The sequence below is a fragment of the Streptomyces sp. NPDC030862 genome (genome assembly GCF_055571835.1).
The window spans coordinates 368,890-387,193 of record NZ_JBVIEN010000004.1 but is presented as its reverse complement, the minus strand read 5'-3'; the positions used below and the strand labels follow the sequence as shown (position 1 = coordinate 387,193).

Here is an 18,304-nt window from a genome sequence, read left to right as displayed (position 1 = left end):
CCGACGGGGCCCGGCCCGGCCCGGCGCGGACCGGCGGGGCCTCGGCGCGTCGGCGCCCGGCAGGCCCCGGACCGGCGCGGACCGCGCCCCGCGTCCCGCACCCCGGGCCCGCTCACACCGCGGCCTCACCCCACCCCGTACCGCTCCCGCAGCTCCACCTTCCGCACCTTCCCGCTGACCGTCATCGGGAAGGCGTCCAGGACCTCCACCCGGCGCGGGACCTTGTAGTGGGCCAGCCGTTCGCGGCAGTACGCGGTGATCTCGTCGAGCGTCGGCGGGTCCGCCGGGTCGCGCGGGATGACGCAGGCCAGGATCTCCTCGCCGTACCGCTCGTCCGGCACGCCCACCACCTGCACGTCGGCGATCTTGGGGTGGGCGTACAGGAACTCCTCGATCTCCCGCGGGTAGACGTTCTCACCGCCCCGGATGATCATGTCCTTGATGCGACCGACGATCCTGACGTACCCGTCCTCGCCCATCACCGCCAGGTCGCCCGTGTGCATCCAGCGCCCCGCGTCGATCGCCTCGGCCGTCTTCTCCGGCTCGTCCCGGTAGCCGAGCATCACGCCGTAGCCGCGGGTGCACAGCTCGCCCGGCTCGCCGCGCTCCACGGTCACACCCGTCGCCGGGTCGACCACCTTGACCTCGACGTGCGGCATGACCCGGCCGACCGTGCCGGTGCGGCGCTCCAGGTCGTCGTCGCGGCGCGTCTGCGTGGACACCGGCGAGGTCTCCGTCATGCCGTAGCAGATCGACACCTCCGCCATGTGCATCTCCGCGACGACCCGCTTCATCACCTCCACCGGGCACGGCGAACCCGCCATGATCCCGGTACGCAGCGAGGAGAGGTCGTACGAGGCGAAGTCGGGCAGGTTCAGCTCGGCGATGAACATCGTCGGTACGCCGTACAGCGAGGTGCACCGCTCCTGCTGGACGGCGCGCAGGGTGGCGGCCGGCTCGAAGGACGGCGCCGGGATCACCATGGTGGCGCCGTGGGAGGTGGCGGCGAGATTGCCCATCACCATGCCGAAGCAGTGGTAGTACGGGACGGGGATGCAGATGCGGTCGCGCTCGGTGTAGCCGAGCAGCTCGCCCACGAAGTAGCCGTTGTTGAGGATGTTGTGGTGGCTGAGCGTGGCGCCCTTGGGGAAGCCGGTGGTGCCGGAGGTGTACTGGATGTTGACGGGGTCGTCGCACGACAACGCGGCTTCCCGGGCGGCGAGTTCCGCTTCCGGTACCGTCCCGGCCGCCAACTCGTCCCAGGACGCGTCGCCGATGTAGTGCACGGCCCGCAGCTCCGGGCAGTCGGCGCGGACCCGCTCCACCATGGCCCGGTAGTCGCTCGTCTTGTGCGCAAGGGAGGCGATGAGCAGCGAGATCCCCGCCTGGCGGAGCACGTACTCCAGCTCGTGCGCGCGGTACGCGGGGTTGATGTTGACCATGATGGCGCCGATGCATGCCGTCGCGTATTGCGTGAGCACCCACTCGGGGCAGTTCACGGCCCAGATTCCCACCCGGTCGCCCTTGCCGACCCCGGCCGCCATCAGCCCGCGCGCCAGCTCCTCCACTGCCGCGCCGAACGCGGCGTACGTCCAGCGCCGCCCCGACGGCACGTCCACGAGCGCCTCGCGGTCGGGGAAGCGCTCCACCGCCCGCGCGAGGTTCGCGCCGATGGTGTCACCGAGCAGGGCCGTGCCGCTCACCCCGTGCGCGTACGACGGACTCATCGTCCCAGCTCCCTCTCGTCGTACTCGGCGCCCGACCCGGCGGCGGTGCGCTCGCGCAGTTCGATGCGGCGGATCTTGCCGGAGACGGTCTTGGGCAGATCGGCGAACTCGATGCGGCGGATGCGCTTGTACGGGGCGAGGACCGCGCGCGCGTGCGCGAACAGCACCCGCGCCGTCTCCGGGCCCGGCTCCCAACCGTCGGCGAGGACGACGTACGCCTTCGGCACGCTGAGGCGTACGGGGTCGGGCGCGGGGACGACGGCCGCCTCCGCGACCGCCTCGTGCTCCAGCAGCGCGCTTTCGAGCTCGAAGGGGGAGATCTTGTAGTCCGAGGATTTGAAGACGTCATCGGCCCGGCCGATGTAGGTGAGGTAGCCGTCCTCGTCGCGCGCGGCGATGTCCCCGGTGCGGTAGAAGCCGTCCGCCATGGCCTCGGCCGTACGCTCCGGGTCGCCGTGGTAGCCGGTCATCAGGCCCACCGGCCGGGCCGACAGGTCCAGCGCGATCTCGCCTTCCGCCGCGCCCGGCTCCCCGGTCGCCGGGTCGAGCAGTTCGACGCGGAAGCCGGGGCTGGGGCGGCCCATGGAGCCCGCCTTCAGCAGCTGGCCGGGGCTGTTGGAGACCTGCACGGCGGTCTCGGTCTGCCCGAAGCCGTCCCGGATCGTCACGCCCCACTCGCGCCGTACGGTCTCGATGACCTCGGGGTTGAGCGGCTCGCCGGCCGCCACGACCTCGCGGGGCGGGGTGGTCAGGGCGGACAGGTCGGCCTGGATGAGCATGCGCCACACGGTGGGCGGGGCGCAGAAGCCGGTGACGCCGTGGCGGTCCATCTCCGCCATCAGGCGGGCGGCGTCGAAGCGCGTGTAGTTGTGGATGAAGACGGTGGCCTCGGCGTTCCAGGGGGCGAAGAGGTTGGACCAGGCGTGCTTGGCCCAGCCGGGCGAGGAGATGTTCAGGTGCACGTCGCCCGGCTTGAGCCCGATCCAGTACGTCGTCGCCAAGTGCCCTACCGGGTACGACAGGTGGGTGTGCTCGACGAGTTTCGGCAGCGAGGTCGTACCGGACGTGAAGTACAGCATGAGGGGGTCGTCGGCCGAGGTGTCGCCGTGGGGTACGAAGGGCACGCACGCCCCGTAGGCGTCCGCGTAGGGGATCCAGTGCGGGACCCGCGCACCGACGGCGATGGGGGTGTAGTTCCCCGGCACGTCCTGGAACTTGGCGGTGTCCTCGGCGCGCACGATGACGTGCCGTGCCCGCCCGCGCTCCACGCGGTCGGCCAGGTCGGCCGGACCGAGCAGGGGCGTGGCGGGGATGACGACGGCCCGCAGCTTCATCGCGGCGAGGGCGGTCTCCCACAGCTCGACCTGGTTGCCGAGCATGACGAGGACCCGGTCGCCGGGGCGCACGCCGAGTCCGCGCAGCCAGTTGGCGACCCGGTCGGAGCGCTCGGACATCTCGGCGAACGAGACGCGCTGCTCACTGCCGTCCTCCTCGACGATGTGCAGCGCGGTCGCGTCGTTGCCCCGGGCGATGACGTCGAACCAGTCCAGCGCCCAGTTGAACCGCTCCGGCCGCGGCCAGACGAACCCCTTGTACGCCGTCTCGTAGTCCTCCCGGTGCCGCAGCAGGAAGTCCCGGGCCGCCCGGAACTCCTCCGTGGCGCCCGTCGCAGTGCCCCGCCTCGCCATGTGTCCTCCTCCGCAGTAAGTGCCGCAGTCTCACTACCCCCGATCGGCTACGGAGCGAACTCCCCGAACCGTACGTCCACGGCGTACGACAGCGTGGTGAGGGTCCGCTCGGCCTCCTCCGCGACGGCGGCGCGCTGCTCGCGCGTCAGCGTCCCGAACGGCTGCACGGTGACCGCGGCCGCCCCGCCCTTGCCCTCCTCCAGCTGCCAGATCCCGGCGAGGAAGCCGTCCACGAGGAAGGTGCGGTACGCCTGGTTGCCCTTCCAGGTGCGGTCCTTGTACTCCCGTGGTACGACGCGGGTGCGGTCGGCGTGCGAGAGCAGCAGGTTGTCGAACTCGGGCAGGAGGCGCGGCGGGGCGGGGGTGTCCGGGTCGGGGCGGGGCGCGTCGGGCAGGTCGAAGAGCTCGGTCCCGGACTCGTCGCGGAAGGTCAGCAGGCGGGGCCGCAGCCGCTCGAACGCCTCGCGCAGCCGGGTGAGACCCGACCAGGTCTGCATGTCCTTGACGGAGGCGGGACCGAAGGCGGCGAGGTAGCGGAGCACGGTCGCGTCGGCCGTGGCGGAGGGTTCCGTCGCGCGTCCGAGCCACGCCTCGGCGGTGGTGAGGGTGACCTGGCCGCTGCGGCCCCACAGGCCCCGCGGGGTGACCTGGACGAGCGGCAGCAGACAGCGTGCGGCGACGGTCAGGGCGAGTGGGTCGGCGTCCGGCCAGTGCTCCAGCAGCGCCTCGCGGAGCTCCTTCGGCGTGCGGGGCCGTTCCTCCACGAGCGTGCGCGCGAGGCCGGCCAGCCGCTCCAGGTCGACCCCGGCGAGGCCCTTGCGGAACAGCTGCACCTCCCGCTCCCGCGCCGGCTGGACCAGGGGGCGCAGGCGCAGTACGTCGTCGGCGGTGTGCAGGTGGATGGTGGAGCGCAGGGTGACGATCCGGGCGGCCTCGCGGGACTCCAGGAGCCCGGAGAGCTCCTCGGGCCGGAAGCCGTCGAGGCGGGCGGCGAGCGCGACGTAGGGCGGCTTGGTGTTCTGGGCCTGGAGTCCGACGAGGTGTTCGACGGCGTGCTTCGCGGACATCGGGGTACGCCGGAGCAGGAGCTGCCGCGCGAGGGTCGCGCGGTTGAGGGCGCGGGCGGAGAGCACGGGGCCCGGGCCTGGTCCCGGGCTGGTTGTGGTGGTCATGACGGGCACAGTACGCCGCCGCGCCGGAACAAAGCGGGGCATATATTCTGCCCCGAGGCAAGGAGGTGAGATCCCGATGACCCTGCCGTCGAAGAAGAACAACTGGCGCCGCCGTCCTCCCCCGGCCGCGCCCGAAGCGACCACGCCCGTGCCCGCCTCCTCCGGGAAGCAGGGCAGCATCGTCCAGGCCTCCGTCTACCGCGACGGCCGCAAGGTCGCGTCCCTCACCACCCTCGCCGAGACGTTCCGCCGCCTGCGCGAGGAGCCGGAGGGCATGGCCTGGATCGGCCTGCACCGCCCGTCCGAGGCGGAACTGCTGTCGCTGGCCGCCGAGTTCGACCTCCACGAGCTCGCCGTCGAGGACGCGATGGAAGCCCATCAGCGCCCCAAGCTGGAGCGGTACGGCGACACCCTCTTCGTCGTCCTGCGCGCCGCGCGCTACCTCGACGCCCAGGAGGAGGTCGACTTCGGCGAGCTCCACATCTTCATCGGCACGGACTTCCTCATCACCGTCCGCCACGGCGCGGCCCCGGACCTCTCCTCCGTACGCCGCCGCATGGAGGAGACCCCCGAGCTCCTCGCCCTCGGCCCGGAGGCGGTCCTGTACGCGATCCTCGACGCGGTCGTCGACGAGTACGTCCCGGTGGTCGCGGGCGTCCAGAACGACATCGACGAGATCGAGACCGAGGTCTTCCGCGGCGACCCCGCGGTGTCGCGCCGCATCTACGAACTCTCCCGCGAAATGGTCGAGTTCCAGCGCGCGACCCGCCCCCTGGTCGGCATGCTCAACTCCCTGATGGCCGGCTTCGCCAAGTACGGCACGGACGAGGAACTCCAGCGCCGCCTGCGCGACGTCGCCGACCACGTCACCCACACCAGCGAACGCGTGGACGGCTTCCGCCAGGCCCTGACCGAAATCCTCACGGTCAACGCGACACTGGTCACGCAGCAGCAGAACGCGGAGATGCGGGCGCTGGCGGAGGCGGGCTTCGAGCAGAACGAGGAGATCAAGAAGATCTCGTCATGGGCGGCCATCTTGTTTGCACCCACGTTGGTGGGAACGATCTACGGGATGAACTTCGACCACATGCCGGAGCTGCACTGGGTGTACGGCTACCCCTTCGCAATCCTGCTGATGGCAGTGGTGTGTTCGAGCCTGTACGTGGTCTTCAAGAAGCGGGACTGGCTATAGAAATCGGGCCGGAAGTGCCAACGAGATTCGCATCAGCGAACTCTGCGGAACGGCCGTTCTGGCCCTCTGGGGAGAATCCGCCGCGCGGCTGCCCCAGTCGCTCCTCTCGCGCCGACCTTGTTCCACGTCTGGCGGCGCAGCCGCCCTCATCTGCGCATGGCTACGCAACGTAACGAAAACGGGTGGTACAGCGTGTGCTGTGCCACCCGTTCTCTCACGTCAGGGCGAGGTCTTCTGGGACGTACCCGGGGACGCCGCCGAGTAGTGCGTCGACGGCCGCTCGCCCCTTGCCGCCCGCCTCGGGCATGAAGTGGGCATAGTGGTCGAGTGTGATGGTCGGGCTGGAGTGGCCGAGCCATCGGGCGAGTGTGACGACGGACTCGCCGGCTTCGAGGATGATCGAGGCATAGGTGTCGGAGGACGTGGAAGCCGTCCTTGCGAGATGCCTTCGACCGCGACGGCGATCCGGTACCGCGGGTTGATGACATCCCGCACCCGCCGCGCCGTCTCCAGCGGCCATGCCTCCCGCTGGTCCTCGCGCGGCTTGGGCCAGCGCACCGACTTGGCGCGCATCGGGTTGCGGACAAGGCGCTTGTCGTCGATGGCGGTCTCGAAGATGTTCGAGAGGGTGGTGAGAATCTGGCGGGCGTAGCGGGGCGAACACTCGCCTTCGAGCGTGGCGATGTAGCCGCGCAGGACGGTCGCGGAGACATCCCTCAGCGCCACCTCGCCGAGGTGCGGAAGGACGTGCAGGCGTACGCGCTCGTCGACGCGCTTGACGGTTCCGGGAGCACCGCGGACGCCGGCCTGCCAGTGGTGGGCGACGTAGTCGGCCACGGTGATGGAGCCGTCACGTGGGTCGACGAACTCACCGCGCTCGCTGTCGGTACCAGCTCTGCGAAGCCACGCCTTTGCGTCGTCCAGCGTGCCGAAGGACATGTCCCGGACACCGGGGATTGCTCCGACGCGATAGCGCGAACCCTTCCCATAGTGCGAGGTCGTGAAGACGGGCGATACCTCGTCTGTGGGACTTGTTGTGCGCTTCCTGCCGGGCAGTTCTTCTCCGCCGCGTCGGCGGTGCGGGATGACGAGTCCGGTGCCGGGATAGCCGCCGTCGGCGATCGTGACCATGTTGTCGACAGCGGCTGCGGCGCCGGATTCCTCCCACGCCTTGCAGTCGTTGCGGTTGCCAGGCACGGGTCGTCCGACCACGACAACGAGCCGGGTGTCGGCGTCGATAACGACCTGGTGATGGGTGGAGTACCGGTAGTTCTTGGACTGCTCAGCGATGCTGTGGTCGCGGGTCGGCACGAGAGTGCCGTCCACGATCAGCACCGCGTCCTTGCGGAACCGCCTGCGAGGCTGGAGCGCAAGCCGTGGCCCGAGGGTCGATGATGCGGTCTGCTGCGGACTTGGAGATACCGAATAGTGGCGCGAGTTGGCGAATCGTCAAGTTCGTGCGCCAGTACGCCACGACAAGCAGCACTCGGTCGTGTAGCGGAAAGCCCCAGGGCCTTCCCTGGCGGACCAGATCCGCCCCCTCGCGGCACAGCGCGGTCACCAACTTGCGGAAGCAGCGCGGGCTGAGCCCGGTGAACGGGAATATCCAGGACGACTCCAACGCCGTGATCACACCAGCCACGTCGAGATCATCGCACTGGACTGCTCGGCTCCATCAGGTGACTGAGCGCCTCCACCGTTCCGGCTCATCGCTCCTCACCTGGCGGAGCGCGCGCGGGCCCAGCCTCGGCTCCAGGTAGGGCCAACCCGAAGACGGATTCGGGGGCCAGCCCCGCTGATCTCTGGCTCGAAGGACGCTGAGATCTCCTCATCACTCTTTTTTCCGAGGAGATCCCTGATGAATTCAGCGAAGCCGCGGCTGTGGAAGAAGAAGGAACGACGAGGCATGCTCGCCGCCAGCACGGCGGTGCTCACCGCGCTCGTTGTCTCGGCGGCAGCCGTGGCACACGAGGACGCGCGGCAGCAGCCGCGCGCCACCGAAGGTCCGGTGTGGACCGGGGCATGGGGCACAGCCATGCAGCGGCCCGTCGAGGGCAGCGAAGACTGGGGGCCCAACTGGTCGCGGCAGGGATTCGCCGACCAGTCCGTACGTCAAGTGGTCCGCGTGGCAACCGGCGGCTCCACGTTAAGGATCAGGCTGTCCAACTCGTACGGCACCTCGCCGCTGCGGATCACCGCCGCGACCGTCGGCCGGTCCGCCGGCGACGCCCAGGTCTGGCCGGGCACAGCACGCGAGCTGACGTTCGGCGGGGCCCAGGGCACCACCATCGCCCCGGGACGTGACATCGTGAGCGATGCCGAGGCCCTGAGCACCTCCCCGCTGGAGAAGCTGACCGTCACCCTGTACTTCGCCGACCGTACCGGTCCGGCCACTTTCCACCGGTTCACCACCGCCACCTCGTACCGCGCCTCTGGACGCCATCTGACCGACTCCAGCGGCGACGCCTTCAAGACGTCCACGAACGCCTGGTACTTCCTAAGCGGTGTGGAAGTAGCCGGCGCGGCCTCCCAGCAGCGCGGCACCGTGGTCGCCTTCGGGGACTCACTCATGGACGGGACAGGAGCCACGCCCGGCGCCGACAACCGCTTCACGGACAAGCTCGCCGAACGCCTCGCTGCCGCCCGCCGCCCGCTGGACGTGGTCAACGCCGGCATCGCCGGAAACCGGATCCTCAACGGCTCCCCCTGCTACGGGGACAAGGCCACCGACCGCTTCCGGCGCGACGTACTCGACCGCCCTGGCGTGCGCGCGGTGATCATTCATCTGGGCGGCAACGACATCGGCGCCCCCGAGATGGGCGACTCCTGCATGGGCCCCGCACCCCACGTGACCGCGCACCAGATCATCAAGGCCCATAAAGAGCTGATCCGCGCCGCCCACGCCCGCGGTGTCAAGGTCGTGGGCGCGACCATCCTGCCCATGAAGGGCGCCCTCTTCCCCTTCTACAGCGAGCGGGGCGAGAAGGTCCGGGCCGCTGTCAACCACTGGATTCGCACCAGCGGCGCGTACGACTCCGTCCTCGACGTCGACCGTGCTCTCGCCCACCCCGCCGACCCCGCCCTGCCGCGCCCCGGCTACGTTTTCCAAGACGGCCTGCACCCCAACGAAGCCGGGTTCCACGCCATCGCCTCCGCAATGAACCTCAACGCCCTCTGAAACTCTGGCCGGCAGCGCCATGACCGTATGACACGACAATCGCCACGGCCGGGGGCCGTGCCGTCGATCGACACCGCTGCATCGATAGTTACGGGACAGCTTTTACTACCGCGCCTACAACCACTCGGTGCGCCGGCTGGAAGAGGACCTCATCGGCGCGGCAGAGCTGGCGCGGTTTGAGGACGAGCTCGTTGACGAGTGGGAGCGCGCGTTCGAGTGGATGCTCGACAGCCTTGACGCGGACGCGGGCGAGGAGGAGAAGAAGACCGTCGGGAAAGCGCTGCTGCTGCGGCAATTGCTGGGACAGACCGCAATCACTGTGCGGCTGCGCCGTTCAGCTGCTATGGCCTTGGGGCCTAGGTGCGACGGGGTGGGAAGTACGACCCCATCGGCTGAGTGGCCGTGAGGGCATCGACCCAGTACGGCCGGAGCCCGGCCCCGCACTGTTGGCGGCGAGGGCGTCACCGTCCCGCCTGATCAGTCACCGGGACGGGTACAGCCTGATGGTGTCGGTGATGAAGTGCCGGGTGTCGTCCGGGCTGAGGGCCTGGTCTGCAGGTGGGCGTACATCAGGCTGTACTGCTGCACGTCGGCCGGTTTTTCCAGGTAGAGGTCGCTGGTGTACCTCTCCAGGTACACCACACTGCCTGGCGGCTGTCGGGGAACTGCAGGAGGGTGAACTGTCCCGTGAGGCCGGGATGTGCGCCCACGGTGTGGGGGAGGACCTGGACGTTGATGTGGGGCTCGGTGCTGAGTGCGTGCAGGTGCCTCAGTTGCTCACGCATGATCTCCCGGCTGCCGACGATGCCGTGCAGGGTTGATTCGTCCAGGACGCCCCACAGACGCAAGGGGCGGGCGGGGCCGTAGATCCGGTGCTGTCGGCGAAGCCGCACCTTCAGACGCGCGGCGGCTTGCTCGACGGTGAGCAGGGGGATCGTTTCCTCGATGACCGCGGCCGCGTAGGCGGGCGTCTGCAAGAGGTCGGCAATCATCATGGACTCGTAGCCGCGGATGGAGGCGGCCTCTGTCTCCAGGCCGACATACAGGCTGTGGGGGATGTCGCCGTAGGAGTGCCACCAGCCCTGCCGGCTCGATTCCCTGGCCAAGGCCGGCAAGGAGTCGACGACATCCTGGTCGGTGACGCCGTACAACCTGCACAGGTCGCGCACGTCGCGGGGGCTGACGGCACGGCGGTCGGTTTCCATGTGACTGACCTTGGCCTGGGAGATCAGCAGATGCGCCGCTACCTGCGTGCCGGTCAGGCCGCTGGCCAAACGGAGCCGGCGCAGCTCCGCTCCCAGACGCCGCCCGCTGACGGTGGGATCGCTGTTCGCCGCCACGGGCGGTGTACCTCCGGCTCCAAAACAAATGCGTGCGTCAACAGGTTGGCATGGTGCACCTGCTGTTGATCACGCGTCGTGCTGCCGGATCCGGCGGTGGCAAAAACGGATTGTGACCATGTAATTTGCCGCTCGGTGATGCCCCGAACAGCGCAGGCCCGGCGCTGCGGTTCTCTCCCGAGCACTGGTCGGCCTTGGCGCGCTTCGCCGTCAGACCCCAGGGCTAAGCCTTCGCCGACGCGTGGGCGGGGGACAGGCGATGCCCCCGCCCACGTGGTCCTGCCTACGGTCCTTTCGGCGGGCTGATCCGGGCGAGGACGAGCACGGTGTCGTCAGTGGGGGTGGCCGGCAGCAGGTGCGCGAGGATGTCGTCTGCCGTCTCCTCCAACGTGCCGGTGGCTCCGGCCAGTTCGGTGCGGAGTGCCCCGATGCCCTGGTCGATGTCCTTGCCGCGAGCCTCGATGAGGCCGTCGGTGTAGAGGGCCAGGGTGTCGCCCTTCTGGAGTTCGATCTCGAGTGTGTCGAAGCGGAAGCCGCCGACGCCGAGGGGAACGCCCGACACGTTGTCGATGGCCCTCACCGTGCCGTTCGGTTCGCGGAGGAGAGGCGGGGGGTGGCCGGCGTTCGCGATGCGGGCTCGACCCGTCTCGGGGTCGTAGCTGATGTACAGGCAGGTGGCCAACTCGATCCCCGCCTCCTGGGCGCAGGCGTCGAGCTCCATGAGGAGGTCGTCGGGTTCCAGGTTCTGGCGCGCCAGGGCCTTGGTGGTGATCCGGAGCCTGCCCATCGCCGCGGCCGCCGGCACGCCGTGTCCCATGACGTCGCCGACCACGAGAGCGACCCGGCTGCCCGGCAGGTCGATCACGTCGTACCAGTCACCGCCGACCTCCGTAAGGTGGCTGCCGGGCAGGTAGCGGTGGGCGATGCGCAATGAGGGGCTGGTCGCCAGGGCGGTGGGCAGCAGCGCACGCTGGAAGGTGAGCGCGATCTCCTGGACCTGGCTGTAGAGGCGGGCGTTGTCCAGGCATAGGGCGGCGCGCGAGGCGAGTTCGCCGGCCAGGCTGAGGTCCTGCTCGGTGAAGACCGGGCGGGCGGCGGAGCGGCCGAACATGGTGATTCCCTGGACCGTGCCCCGGGCGATGAGGGGCGCGATGAGGAGGTTGGTCAAACCGCTGTTGATCAGCAACTGGCTGCGGGCCTGATGGATGACCGTCCGTGTCGTGAACTCCTCGTCCACGGGGACGCATATGGGCAGGCCCGTCGACACCATCTCGTGGATCGTGGAGCCCGGCGGGTACGTCACGCGCTCCACTCCGCCGACGAGTTCGGGAGCGGGGGGCGGCAGATTCGTGCCGGACGCGATCCGGCGCGTGACCAAGGGCTTGTCCGGGTCGAACACCTCGGGCTCGTCCATCCACTCCACGATCTCCACGACGGAGGCGTCGGCGAATTCGGGAACAGCCGCTTCGACCAGCTCACGGGCGGTGACGTCCACGTCCAGCGTGGTGCCGATGCGGGCCGTGGCACGGTCCAGCATGGCCAGCCGTTGCCGTCCGGCCGCCGCCTCCACGATGGCCTGCTCACGGTCGGTGACGTCCACGAGGAGGCCGCCCAGTCCCGGTCGTGTATCGCCGGCCTGACTCAAGGGGAAGAAGCTCACCGAGCGCACCTGGTCCCTGTCCGGTCGCCCCGGCGTGCGAAGCACGACCAGCGCGCTCACGACGGGCCGTCCCTCGTCGGCGACCGCGCGCAGCATGCGCTGATAGGCGTCCCCGTCGGAGGTGATCACGAAGTCTTCCATGCGGCGCCCGATGTGGTCCGCGATCGGGATCCCGTCCATGTCAGCGAGAGCCTGGTTGAGGTGTACGTAACGGAGTTCTTCGTCGAGCATGACGAGGCCGATCGGGCACGTCTCGAACAGGGCGTCCAGGAACGCGAGGTTGGTCTTCACACGGTCGAGTTCGTCGCCCCTGCTGGCCAGAGCGACGATCACGGAGCGGCCTGTGTGGTCCGTCACCGGAAAGACCCGGAATCCGCAGTCGAAGATCGTGCCGTCCTGGTGCAGAGCGGGCATCCTTACCCGCCAGTAGCCGAGGCTGCGGCCGCGTTCCGCGAGTTGCCGTGCCGCGCTGGTCCCGTCCACGGGGGCGGCGGGGAAGAGGGCGGCGGCGGGCTTGGTCAGGACGTCCGTGGCCTCGTATCCGAAAAGCCGCCGCGCACCGGGTCCCCAGTAGCAGATCCGGTCCTCGTCATCCATCCCCAGCACCGCAACGGCGACGTGCTCCAGCAGGGTTCCCGGCTCCGACCACAGAGGCCCGGGGCCCTGCTCTTCCCCCGGTGGATTCGGTGACACTCGGCGCCCTTTCCCGCGCACACACGACAGCCGACGGCACCACTCGCGGCGGCCAGGCCTCTCACGTCCATTTTGCTCGCCGAAGTGTCACCCGGCCATGCGGCCGACCGGCTGAGTCGGACGTCCTCGGAAGCTGCTCCTGCTGCGGCTCTTCGGCGGCCCTATCGTGACCGCCTTGATCACCGCCGCGATGAACCAACTCCTACGTTGCGTAGCCATGTGCCGATGAGGGTGGCTGCGCCGGGAGACGTAGAACAGGGGCGGCGCGGGAAAAGCGCCTTGAGCAGCCGCGCGGCGCATTCTCCCCAGAGGGCTGGAAGGACCGTTCCACGGTGTTCGCGGGTGCGAATTTTATCAGTGTGTCTGGCCCGACTTCTACAGCCAGTCCCGCCGCTTGAAGATGAAGTACAGGCTCGTACACACCCCTGCCATCAGCAGGATCGCGAACGGATACCCGTACACCCAGTGCAGCTCCGGCATGCGGTCGAAGTTCATGCCGTAGATGGTCCCGACCAGCGTCGGGGCGAACAGGATGGCGGCCCAGCTGGAGATTTTCTTGAAGTTGTCTACCCGGTGGCGCTGACCAGCCGCCCGTAACAACGCCCTGGCCGAACTCCACTCGTCACTCATACGATCCCGGCATGACGAATACGGCGCGGCGCGTCGCTCTGGGCGTGGTGGCTTCCAGCGCGTTCTTCTGGGGAGTCGCCGGGGCCGTTGACCTGGGACTGGAGCGAAACCTCAGGGGCTACAACCTCCCCGACGGTGGCGGGTGGTACGCACTCGGCGTGTTTGCCGGATTCATCGTCGCCTACTTCAGCGTGGCCTCCCTCACCGATACGACCGCCGGTCGGCACGCGGCCCTGGTCCCGGCCGCGGGCGCCTGGTTCGGGGTCGTCTCGTGCCTGCTCATGGGCCAGCAGACGCGGCACTGGGTCGCCGCCGCCGTTGTGGCATTGATCGGGTCTGTCCTGCCGCTCATCGCTCACCGACGGAATCGCACGCGGCGCGCCCGGCTGGGTGCCGACGCACCGACCTAGCCTCCCGCTATCGCGAGTGTGGGTACCCGAGGTCCTGGCCACCAGTCGAGAGCCTGCCATCGCTGTCGCAACCTCTAAGCGCCTGGGGCCGTCGTCAGGTCAAGCGTTCGCTGCGCGTTCCCGATCAGGCGGTCGTACGTGGTGACGCTCACCCGGGTGAGGTGGGCGTTGTACGTGCGCAGGGTCTCGTCGATCTGCGCAGGACCGGCGCCATTGGTGACGAACGCACTGTGCCCAATTACCACAGTCATCGAGGCGCGGCGGGCGTCGATGTCCAGGTCGACCAGGAGCTGAGAGCGCTTCTCATCGAGTTCCCGTAGGTAGTTCATGGCCTGGCCCACGGCCTTGTTGATCTCATGTCCCACGATCAAGTGGTTGCGCTGCCCGGTCACGAGGCGGTCAATATTGGCCTTCTTGAGCTCGACGCCGTGCAGAGTGCCGTCGGGCCGGAGCAGAGTCAGGTCAAGCTGGTCCCTCAGAGTGAGGTTGCGACGGGCGGTGCCCGGCAGGAATTCGCCGCCGAAAATCCACGTCATGCGCTGCACGAGCTTCTGCAGGTCGCCCTCGCTGGTAGCGGGGTCGTCGACCGCTGCACGGAGCTCGGCCAGGTCTGCCTGCCGCCTAGCACGTTGAGCCAAAGTTGCGACCATCTGTGCCTCGCTGAGCCTGCCCAGCGAGGCACAGATGGTGGGATCACTCTCCATTACGGCTAGCAGCCCGCGAATCGCTGCGGCCACCGGTTGATTACTCGTTGGGTGCAGAGTGATCCTCATGCGAGGAGCTTGCCGAAACGGGTCGGTGTCATCCAGGAGAGCACGTGCGCCATTGAGCAGGCGAAGCCGGAAAATCGGAGCCCGAACGTCCCAACGCAACACACGGTCAAGAACTTGACGTTCCCGCTTACCCGTTACTACCCAGCGCTCTATGGGCTGCTTGAGATCGATGCCGAACTCGCCGACGTACAGGCAGTCAACCCCTCGCACCAGGAAGAGCCGTACCGGTACGCCACGCTGCAGATGCGCGAGCACCGCCAGATTCTCCAGCGAGATTTCTTCGCCCCACTGCCCCTGCCCGGGAGCCAGTAGCACGGACCCATTCCATCGCGGCGCCAGCTCACCCGGACGGCTGCTGTCGACAAAGAGGAGTGCGTTCGGTGTCTTCGCGCTGGAGCCGACAGTGCACCTCGGGTTGCCACCGTAGACCTCATGCAGCTTGGCACGTCGCACGACAGAACCAGGGGAGATGTTCCACGCGGCCGGCCAGTTGGTGGGTGTCTCCGCGTCCTCGGCAAGTTGGAGTACCTCACGCCACTGCTTCTCAGTCAGCTCGACAGGCGCGAGTTCGTGGTCGCGTCCGGCCGATCGTGCCCGCTGCACGACTCGTGCGAGGCCCGCTGCGCGCAGTTTGTCGGCCGGGATCGGCGTGGCCAGCAGGAGCTTCCCAAGGTTGAGTACGGCTCGCGTAAGGGCTGAAACCGAACCGTCTTCGTCTCGCCGCGATCTGACGAGACTCAGGAAGTCGCTCGGGGGAACCACGCTGGTGCTGGCGATTTCGCCTAGCGCAACCACTCCGCCGCCGCGGCCACCGCGCCACACGAGGACGGGATCACCCACCTCGACATCGCGACCGGTGACCGTGGACAAGGAGGGGTCCCACGCCTCCAGGTCGCGTGCTGCCCCGGCGGGAGCCGACTTGTCGCCGGTGACCATGAGCCAGCACTTCACATGCCCCTCCTGATTTCCGCTTCCGTCTCCATGCTGCCGGTGGGTACTGACAGGCCGCCGATGAGCGCTTCCGTGGCGATCCTCTCCAAGGCGGCCTGGCCCGCGGCGAAGTGTGAGTTGGGGATCGGCCAGTGGAAGCGGCGGCTTCCCAGTCGTTGGAGCGGCCCGCACCTGGGCTGCATCCGTGAGCGGGGCGTCCGCGCGCCGCGGCGCCTTCCGCCACGGTCTGCCGGCTGGTCGCACCGTCCGGCCTCGGTCGCGGCCGAGCTCGGGTCACTCGATGTCGGTGTCGCCGAGGGCTTCCAGCACCTGGCGCAGGCCGTCGCCTGTCCGTTCGATCAGGTCGCGGTCCATGTCGGCGAGGAGCCGGCTGTAGTTGGCGAGGTGGTCGGCGAAGGCGGCTCGGGTGACTTCGTGGCCGTGGTCGGTAAGGCGGATTTTGACGGTGCGCCGGTCCGCTCCGTCGCGGATCCGCTCGACGAGGTTCTTGGCTTCCATCCGGTCGATGCGGTTGGTGATCGCGCCGGAGGTCACCATGGATGCCTTGAGGAGGGCGCCGGCGGTGAGGGCGTAGGGCGGGCCTGAGCGCTGGAGCGTGGTGAGCACGTCGAACTCGCCGTATTCCACGCCGTGAGCGGCGGCTGCGGCCTTGGCGGACTTCTCGACCACCCGGGCCAGGCGCTGGATCCGGGCGAACAGCTGCACGGGCCACAGATCCTGCGCCACATCGGGGCGCTCCTTGATCCACTGGCTGATGATCGCGTCCACGGCGTCACTCATCGCCGCACTCCTCTCAATGGACACCTTCTCAACGTTAAGACACTTGACGTTGAGAGAGTCGGGCTGCTTTTATCTCAACGTTGAGATTATCAAGGCTGAACGACAGGAGCACCCCATGTCCGAGCTCGTCCTCCACCCCCTCGCCCAGGACCTCCTCTTCCGCGAGGCCCGCACCGCCAACACCTTCACCACAGAGCCGGTGACCGACGAACAGGTCCAGGCGATCTACGACCTCGTCAAGTACGCCCCCACCGCCTACAACCTGTCTCCCCTGCGCATCGTTCTGATCCGCTCGCACGAGGCGCGCGAGCGGCTCCTTCCGTACATGGCCGACGGCAACCGGCAGAAGACCGCCGCCGCCCCGCTTGTCGCGATCCTCGCGGCCGACCACGAGTTCCACGAAGAACTTCCCGCGCTGCTGCCGCACTTCCCGCAGGCCAAGGACGTGCTGTTCGCCGAGCGCCCGGTCCGCGAGGAGGCCGCCCTGCTCAACGCGACGCTCCAGGCCGCCTACTTCATCCTCGGCGTGCGCGCCGCCGGCCTGGCGGCCGGGCCGATGACCGGCTTCGACTTCCCCGGCGTACAGAAGGAGTTCCTGGACGACGACCACACCCCCCTGATGGTCGTCAACATCGGCCGCCCCGGCGAGAACCCCTGGTTCCCGCGCTCGCCGCGACTCTCCTACGACGAAGTCGTCACCACCGTCTGAGCCCCGCGCCGCGCACGCATCGACCTCCCGCCCCGCCCCCGCTCTCACCCACCCCTGCCGCGGAGTCCGCCATGTCCCTGCTCGACCGCACCCGTCCGCTCCCCGCCACCGCTCCGCAACCGGGGCCACGTCCCGTACCCGCCCTGTGGCTCGCGTTACTGGCCACCCCACTCGCCGCCAGCGCCAACAGCCCGGTCATGATCCTTCCCGACATGGCTGATTCGTTCGGCGTCCGCACCGCCACGGCGACCTGGCTCGTCACGGCGTTCGCCTGGGCCGTCGCCGTCGGCACCCCCTTGATGGCGGGACTGCTGCGCCGCCGCGGCCTGGGCGCCACCCTCCGGCTCAGCGCGGCCCTGGTCGCGGCCGGCACCGCGGTCGTCGCCGCCGCGCCCTGGCTTCCGCTGGCCATGGCCGGCCGGGCGGCACAGGCGGTGGGCGGCGCCGGTCTGGTCACCGCGGCGATGAGTCTGGCGGGCACGGTACGCCGGATGGGCGTGATCACGGCGGGCTTCGGCACGCTCGGCGCGGTCGGGCCCCTGCTCGGCTCGGTGATCGCGGGCACTGCTTCCTGGCGGGTCTCCCTCGCCGTCGGGGCGGTCGCGCTCCTCGTCCTCCCGGCGGTCGCCCGCCGCGCCGACCTGGCCCCGCCACGGCAGAGCACCCCGTTCGACGGCCGGGGCGCCGCCCTGCTGGTCCTGATGGCCACGGCCCTCGTCCTCATCCCGCGCTTCCCGCTCCCGGCGGTGACCGCCTCCCTGATGGCGGGCGCGCTGCTGGCGCTGCACATCCGGTCCAACCCCACCGGCTTCGTCCCCCTGTCCCTGCTGCGCACCAGGACGTTCGTCCTCTCCACCCTGCTCGCCTGCACCTTCGCGACCTCGTACTTCACACTCCTCTTCACCGTTCCGCAGCTGTTGCACGACCGCACCGACTGGTCTACCTCCACGATCGGCACCGGCCAACTGGTCGCCCTCCTCGCCGGCTCCGCGCTCTCCATGGCGCTGGCCGTGGCCGCGGCCCGACTGGGCCACCCCCGCGTCCTGGCCGTCCTGCTCACGACCGGAGCCCTGGCGCCGCTCACCGCGCTGCTGACCCCCTGGCCGTCGCTGCTCCTGCCCGTCGCGACGCTGGCCGTGTTCACGACGAGCGCGGGCCAGGCCACGCTGGCGGTGCTCGCCACCCAAGCCGCGCCCGCCCCCCAACGCTCCACGGCGATCGGCCTGTTCAACCTGGGCTACCAACTCGGCGGCGCGTTCGGCCCGGCGATCGCGGCCCTGGTCGTCCTCGACGCCTGAACACAGCGTCCCAGCGCCCGCCGGCCTACGGCATGACCTTCGACCACATGCCCGAACTGCACTGGGGGCAAGGGCCCCCACCGTTCGCGGTGGGGGCCCGGCA

Annotated in this window: 12 protein-coding genes and 4 pseudogenes; 6 read left to right on the top strand and 10 right to left on the bottom strand. The window is 69.3% G+C overall.

Annotated features, from left to right (window positions below; genetic code table 11):
• Window positions 1-125 precede the first annotated feature (125 nt).
• From ACZ42X_RS13560 to ACZ42X_RS13550, 3 genes are read right to left on the bottom strand one after another with little or no spacing between them, the layout of a single operon-like run.
• Window positions 126-1,727 carry an AMP-binding protein gene (locus tag ACZ42X_RS13560; RefSeq protein WP_468288296.1) on the bottom strand — a complete coding sequence of 534 codons (1,602 nt, stop codon included), beginning with the start codon at window positions 1,725-1,727 and terminating at the stop codon, window positions 126-128.
• Window positions 1,724-3,415: an AMP-binding protein gene (locus tag ACZ42X_RS13555; protein ID WP_468288293.1), complete on the bottom strand. Its 1,692-nt coding sequence runs from the start codon at window positions 3,413-3,415 to the stop codon at window positions 1,724-1,726. Before ACZ42X_RS13555 ends, ACZ42X_RS13560 begins: the two co-directional genes overlap by 4 nt.
• Window positions 3,416-3,462: 47 nt before the next feature.
• Complete coding sequence (locus ACZ42X_RS13550) at window positions 3,463-4,587, bottom strand: winged helix DNA-binding domain-containing protein (RefSeq protein ID WP_468288290.1); 1,125 nt, start codon at window positions 4,585-4,587, stop codon at window positions 3,463-3,465.
• A 76-nt stretch (window positions 4,588-4,663) separates the two neighbouring features.
• Between ACZ42X_RS13550 and ACZ42X_RS13545 the strand changes: the two genes are divergently transcribed.
• The gene (locus ACZ42X_RS13545) at window positions 4,664-5,779 is read left to right on the top strand and encodes a magnesium and cobalt transport protein CorA (protein ID WP_468288287.1); all 1,116 of its coding nucleotides are present in this window, start codon (window positions 4,664-4,666) and stop codon (window positions 5,777-5,779) included.
• Between the two features lie 219 nt (window positions 5,780-5,998).
• On the opposite strand, the gene ACZ42X_RS13540 is transcribed toward ACZ42X_RS13545, so the two are convergent.
• Together ACZ42X_RS13540 and ACZ42X_RS13535 are read right to left on the bottom strand one after the other, a co-directional pair.
• Window positions 5,999-6,718, bottom strand: a complete 720-nt coding sequence (locus tag ACZ42X_RS13540) for a phage integrase central domain-containing protein (protein ID WP_468288284.1) — start codon at window positions 6,716-6,718, stop codon at window positions 5,999-6,001.
• Window positions 6,648-7,421: pseudogene (locus tag ACZ42X_RS13535) on the bottom strand (transposase). Before ACZ42X_RS13535 ends, ACZ42X_RS13540 begins: the two are co-directional and overlap by 71 nt.
• Before the next feature lie 216 nt (window positions 7,422-7,637).
• Between ACZ42X_RS13535 and ACZ42X_RS13530 the strand changes: the two are divergent.
• Window positions 7,638-8,957 carry an SGNH/GDSL hydrolase family protein gene (locus tag ACZ42X_RS13530; protein ID WP_468288281.1) on the top strand — a complete coding sequence of 440 codons (1,320 nt, stop codon included), beginning with the start codon at window positions 7,638-7,640 and terminating at the stop codon, window positions 8,955-8,957.
• A gap of 115 nt (window positions 8,958-9,072) precedes the next feature.
• Window positions 9,073-9,363: pseudogene (locus ACZ42X_RS13525) on the top strand (ABC-three component system protein); the annotation flags it as partial.
• Between the two features lie 75 nt (window positions 9,364-9,438).
• Here ACZ42X_RS13525 and ACZ42X_RS13520 read toward each other — a convergent pair.
• The 3 genes and pseudogenes from ACZ42X_RS13520 to ACZ42X_RS13510 all read right to left on the bottom strand — a co-directional run.
• Window positions 9,439-10,297: pseudogene (locus ACZ42X_RS13520) on the bottom strand (helix-turn-helix domain-containing protein).
• Between the two features lie 283 nt (window positions 10,298-10,580).
• On the bottom strand, window positions 10,581-12,650 hold the full coding sequence (locus tag ACZ42X_RS13515) for a SpoIIE family protein phosphatase (protein WP_468288278.1): 2,070 nt from the start codon (window positions 12,648-12,650) through the stop codon (window positions 10,581-10,583).
• Between the two features lie 375 nt (window positions 12,651-13,025).
• Window positions 13,026-13,211: pseudogene (locus ACZ42X_RS13510) on the bottom strand (CorA family divalent cation transporter); the annotation flags it as partial.
• Between the two features lie 80 nt (window positions 13,212-13,291).
• Here ACZ42X_RS13510 and ACZ42X_RS13505 point away from each other — a divergent pair.
• A complete protein-coding gene (locus tag ACZ42X_RS13505; RefSeq protein WP_468288275.1) occupies window positions 13,292-13,690 on the top strand; it encodes a hypothetical protein in 399 nt (132 codons plus the stop codon).
• 74 nt (window positions 13,691-13,764) lie between these two features.
• Here the strand turns inward: ACZ42X_RS13505 and ACZ42X_RS13500 are convergent, their stop codons facing one another.
• The gene (locus ACZ42X_RS13500; protein ID WP_468288272.1) at window positions 13,765-15,399 is read right to left on the bottom strand and encodes a Shedu anti-phage system protein SduA domain-containing protein; all 1,635 of its coding nucleotides are present in this window, start codon (window positions 15,397-15,399) and stop codon (window positions 13,765-13,767) included.
• Between the two features lie 288 nt (window positions 15,400-15,687).
• Window positions 15,688-16,194 carry a MarR family winged helix-turn-helix transcriptional regulator gene (locus ACZ42X_RS13495; RefSeq protein ID WP_468288269.1) on the bottom strand — a complete coding sequence of 169 codons (507 nt, stop codon included), beginning with the start codon at window positions 16,192-16,194 and terminating at the stop codon, window positions 15,688-15,690.
• A 115-nt stretch (window positions 16,195-16,309) separates the two neighbouring features.
• Between ACZ42X_RS13495 and ACZ42X_RS13490 the strand changes: the two genes are divergently transcribed.
• Both ACZ42X_RS13490 and ACZ42X_RS13485 read left to right on the top strand, forming a co-directional pair.
• Window positions 16,310-16,903 (top strand): malonic semialdehyde reductase, encoded by a 594-nt coding sequence (locus ACZ42X_RS13490; RefSeq protein ID WP_468288267.1) that lies wholly within the window; start codon window positions 16,310-16,312, stop codon window positions 16,901-16,903.
• A gap of 71 nt (window positions 16,904-16,974) precedes the next feature.
• Window positions 16,975-18,201, top strand: a complete 1,227-nt coding sequence (locus ACZ42X_RS13485; RefSeq protein ID WP_468288265.1) for an MFS transporter — start codon at window positions 16,975-16,977, stop codon at window positions 18,199-18,201.
• The last annotated feature ends 103 nt before the right edge of the window (window positions 18,202-18,304 follow it).

Coding starts and splice junctions, on each gene's coding strand:
- ACZ42X_RS13545 (WP_468288287.1), top strand. CDS start 4,664: ATGACCCTGCCGTCGAAGAAGAACAACTGGCGCCGCCGTCCTCCCCCG.
- ACZ42X_RS13500 (WP_468288272.1), bottom strand. CDS start 15,399: ATGGTCACCGGCGACAAGTCGGCTCCCGCCGGGGCAGCACGCGACCTG.
- ACZ42X_RS13530 (WP_468288281.1), top strand. CDS start 7,638: ATGAATTCAGCGAAGCCGCGGCTGTGGAAGAAGAAGGAACGACGAGGC.
- ACZ42X_RS13540 (WP_468288284.1), bottom strand. CDS start 6,718: ATGTCCTTCGGCACGCTGGACGACGCAAAGGCGTGGCTTCGCAGAGCT.
- ACZ42X_RS13560 (WP_468288296.1), bottom strand. CDS start 1,727: ATGAGTCCGTCGTACGCGCACGGGGTGAGCGGCACGGCCCTGCTCGGT.
- ACZ42X_RS13550 (WP_468288290.1), bottom strand. CDS start 4,587: ATGACCACCACAACCAGCCCGGGACCAGGCCCGGGCCCCGTGCTCTCC.
- ACZ42X_RS13485 (WP_468288265.1), top strand. CDS start 16,975: ATGTCCCTGCTCGACCGCACCCGTCCGCTCCCCGCCACCGCTCCGCAA.
- ACZ42X_RS13495 (WP_468288269.1), bottom strand. CDS start 16,194: ATGAGTGACGCCGTGGACGCGATCATCAGCCAGTGGATCAAGGAGCGC.
- ACZ42X_RS13490 (WP_468288267.1), top strand. CDS start 16,310: ATGTCCGAGCTCGTCCTCCACCCCCTCGCCCAGGACCTCCTCTTCCGC.
- ACZ42X_RS13555 (WP_468288293.1), bottom strand. CDS start 3,415: ATGGCGAGGCGGGGCACTGCGACGGGCGCCACGGAGGAGTTCCGGGCG.
- ACZ42X_RS13505 (WP_468288275.1), top strand. CDS start 13,292: ATGACGAATACGGCGCGGCGCGTCGCTCTGGGCGTGGTGGCTTCCAGC.